The sequence below is a fragment of the Caulobacter sp. P1_B12_2 genome (assembly GCF_056406675.1).
The window spans coordinates 1-2,029 of record NZ_JBFTZS010000629.1 but is presented as its reverse complement, the minus strand read 5'-3'; the positions used below and the strand labels follow the sequence as shown (position 1 = coordinate 2,029).

The window sequence follows — 2,029 nt, the reverse complement described above, 5'->3', positions numbered from 1 at the left end:
GGCATCCACCACCTGGCCTTCATGGCCGGCGACATCAAGAAGCACATCGCGTTCTTCTCGGAGGTTATGGGCTGTCCGCTGGTGGCGCTGTTCGACATGCATGGCGTGCCGGGCGGCCTGCACGCCTTCCTGCGCATGAACGACCACAGCTACTTCTCGATCGTCCAACTGCCGGACGTCGACAAGATCCCCGTGCAGCTGGGCGTCACCCACGCCGGCAACGGGGCCCTGCCCAGCGCGCCGGGCACGCTGCAGCACCTGGCCTTCCGGGCCGACAGCGAGGCGCAGCTGCTGGTCCTGCGCGATCGCATTCGCAGCCACGGCGTCAATGTGCTCGGCCCGATCGACCACGGCATGTGCCGATCGATCTATTTCGCCGGTCCCGACCAGATGACCCTGGAGGTCGCCGCGCCCGGCGAGCCGATCGACCCCGCTCGCTGGGTGGATCCCGCCGTGCTGGCCAAGGCGGGGATCAGCGCCGAGGAGGCCGCGCGCTTCAAGGCCCCCGCCCCCTATGACGGTCCCAGCCCGGTGGCCCAGCCCGCCTATGCCGAGGACAAGCCCCACATGGCCTATCCGAAGAAGGCCTATCTGCAGATGCTGGCCGTGCCCGACGAGATGATCACCGCGTCGGCCTCGTACGCCGAGCCGCCGGTCAAGGCCGGGGTTTGATCCGCTCCTAATCGGTTGTCATCCGGACAAGCGTGAAGCGCGCCGATCCGGGACCGACGCGTGAGCTCACAGCTTCCGGCGGTCCCGGATCTTCGCTTCGTCCGGGATGACAGGCTCAGGTGCTCTCCACGAACGCCTTCAGCCGACCCAGCGTGTCGTCCCACTGGCGCGACACGCCGTCGAGATAGGCGCGGGCCTCGTCAAGGGTCTCTCGGCGGGCGGCGAAGCGGCTCTCGCGGCCGACCCGCAGGGAGGCGACCAGGCCGGCGTCCTGCAGCACGTGCAGGTGCTTGGTGATCGCCTGGCGGGTCAGGGCGGTGTCGGTCGACAGGGTCGCGATCGACCGCGCCTGGCCGTCGGCCAGCTTGCCCAGCAGAGACAGGCGGGTGCGGTCGCCCAGAGCGGCGAAGATCGGCGCGGGGTCGAGGACGGCGGCGCTAGGATTCAACATGGGCCTTGATGTTCTGGACCTGCTGCGTCCAGCCCCCGTCGTTCATCCGGAAGGCCTCGTCGCGGCGATGGGCCGGCACCTTGTCGAAGCCGGACTCGATGATCGTCAGCCGCGTGCCGGCCCCGTTCGGCTCCAGCCGGAACTCGACCAGGGTCGGCTCTTCCTGGTCGTAGTCGACGTCGGGATCGATCCCGTAGGGATGCCAGGTGAAGGCCAAGCGCCTGGGCGGCTCGATGGCCACGATCCCCGCCTTCCAGGTCACGTGCTCGTAGCCGGGATGGGTGATCTGGCCGCGCGCCTCCTGGCCCACGGCGAACGGCGCCTCGAGATCGACCTTGAACCAGGTCCCGAATTCCCTGTGGTCGCTGACGGCGCGCCAGACGCGCTCGACGGGCGCGTTCAGGTCGATGGTCTTTTCAATGCGGTCGGTCATGACGGCAACCTCCTGGTTGCCCATTCATGACTCCGGTGAGCCAAATATGCAACTCATTAGTTGCCTATGCCTTGTCATCCCGGGCGGAGCGAAGCGCAGACCCAGGACCGACGCCTGAGCTCAGCGCTTCGGGTCGGTCCCGGATCGGCGCGCTTCGCGCTTGTCCGGGATGACAACAATTTGGGGATCTAGTTCGTATCCTCGGCCACAGGATCGGCCGCCGTGACGGCGCCGTCCTTGTTGGTGTCGTGGGTCACGAACATCCGCCAGCCCGAATATTCGAACTCGGCCGGGGTAATGCCGCCGCTCTTGTCGGTATCCAGCACGCCAAAGCGGACCTCGGCCTGGCGGGTCTGGCGCACGCGCTCCTCTTCCTTCTTCTCGGTGGTGTCGGTCGAGGCGGCCAGGCGCTTGGTCAGGCGGGCGGTGAATTYGCCGACATATTCGTCGTGCGACAGGACGCCGTTCTTGTC

Annotated in this window: 4 protein-coding genes; 1 reads left to right on the top strand and 3 read right to left on the bottom strand. The window is 67.5% G+C overall.

Annotation, left to right across the window (positions count from 1 at the left end):
• The coding region (locus AC1DZ6_RS24240) for a VOC family protein (protein WP_477099658.1) at positions 1 to 672 on the top strand (672 nt) is incomplete at its 5' end.
• A 115-nt stretch (positions 673 to 787) separates the two neighbouring features.
• Here the strand turns inward: AC1DZ6_RS24240 and AC1DZ6_RS24235 are convergent.
• The 3 genes from AC1DZ6_RS24235 to AC1DZ6_RS24225 all read right to left on the bottom strand — a co-directional run.
• Entirely contained in the window at positions 788 to 1,123 is a 336-nt protein-coding gene (locus AC1DZ6_RS24235; RefSeq protein WP_477099657.1) for an ArsR/SmtB family transcription factor, read from the bottom strand.
• Positions 1,110 to 1,556, bottom strand: coding sequence for an SRPBCC family protein (locus tag AC1DZ6_RS24230; protein ID WP_477099656.1), 447 nt, complete (start codon positions 1,554 to 1,556; stop codon positions 1,110 to 1,112). The genes AC1DZ6_RS24235 and AC1DZ6_RS24230 overlap by 14 nt, the downstream gene beginning before the upstream one ends.
• A gap of 188 nt (positions 1,557 to 1,744) precedes the next feature.
• The coding region (locus AC1DZ6_RS24225; RefSeq protein WP_477099655.1) for an EF-hand domain-containing protein at positions 1,745 to 2,029 on the bottom strand (285 nt) is incomplete at its 5' end.